Source organism: Thermus sp., from assembly GCF_056332225.1.
This window is the reverse complement of the sequence record NZ_JBWGQW010000172.1, coordinates 1-772: the sequence shown is the minus strand read 5'-3', so window position 1 is coordinate 772 and position 772 is coordinate 1. Positions and strand designations below refer to the sequence as shown.

Here is a 772-nt window from a genome sequence, read left to right as displayed (position 1 = left end):
CCTGCCGCCTCTTCCCCAAGAGGTAAGGGCCTAGGGCCTCAGCGAAGCGGTGGGCCGCCTCAAGGCCCCCCAGGAGGTAGACCCCATACCCTTTTCGCCCCCCGGCGAAGCGCTTCTCCACCAAGCGGGACTGGAGCCCGAGGCGGAGGAGGAGGTGCTGCACGCCCCGGGCTAGGTCCAAGGAGGCGGTGGCGTAGTGGATGAGCCTGCCCTTGGGGTGCACCCCGCCGTCCCCGGTCCAAAGCCGTCCCAGGAAGCGGGCCACCTCCTCGGGCGGCAGGCGGTAGACCTCCTCGGGAAGGCGCTTGGTCTTGGCGCTAAGGCCCAGAAGCCCCATCCGCTTGAGAAAGGCCACCGCTCCGGAGTCCGCCCTCCGGTCCTCGCGGCCCACGTAGAGGTGGGCCACGCCCCGGCGCCAGGCCACCCGGGTGCGGGTGTTGGGGAAGCGCTTCAGGGCCTCCTCCATGGCGGCGAGCTCCTCCTCCGAGGAGGTGTAGAGGTAGAAGCCGGAGGGATGGCGGAGGTTCCCCTCGGCCAGGGCGAAGCCCAGGAGGTCCAGCTCGTGGTCCTCGAGGTGGGCCGAGGGCCGGTAGGGCAGGCGGCGGGGTAAGGCCACGTAGTCCCCCGGGGCCAAGGCCCCCAGGGGCCGCCACCCTCGAGGGGTGTAGACGGGGTGGTTGGCCGTGGCCTCCAGGACCCTACCCGTGGCGGTGCGGAGGGCGTAGACCTGGGCCCTTCCGCTCGGGAAGGCCGCCACCACGGGCCTCGGCAC

General features: G+C 72.2%; 1 protein-coding gene. It reads right to left on the bottom strand.

The window, feature by feature from the left end:
* A partial coding sequence (locus AC01Y6_RS10725; protein WP_476671517.1) for an LAGLIDADG family homing endonuclease occupies nucleotides 1-772 on the bottom strand: 772 nt, incomplete at both ends.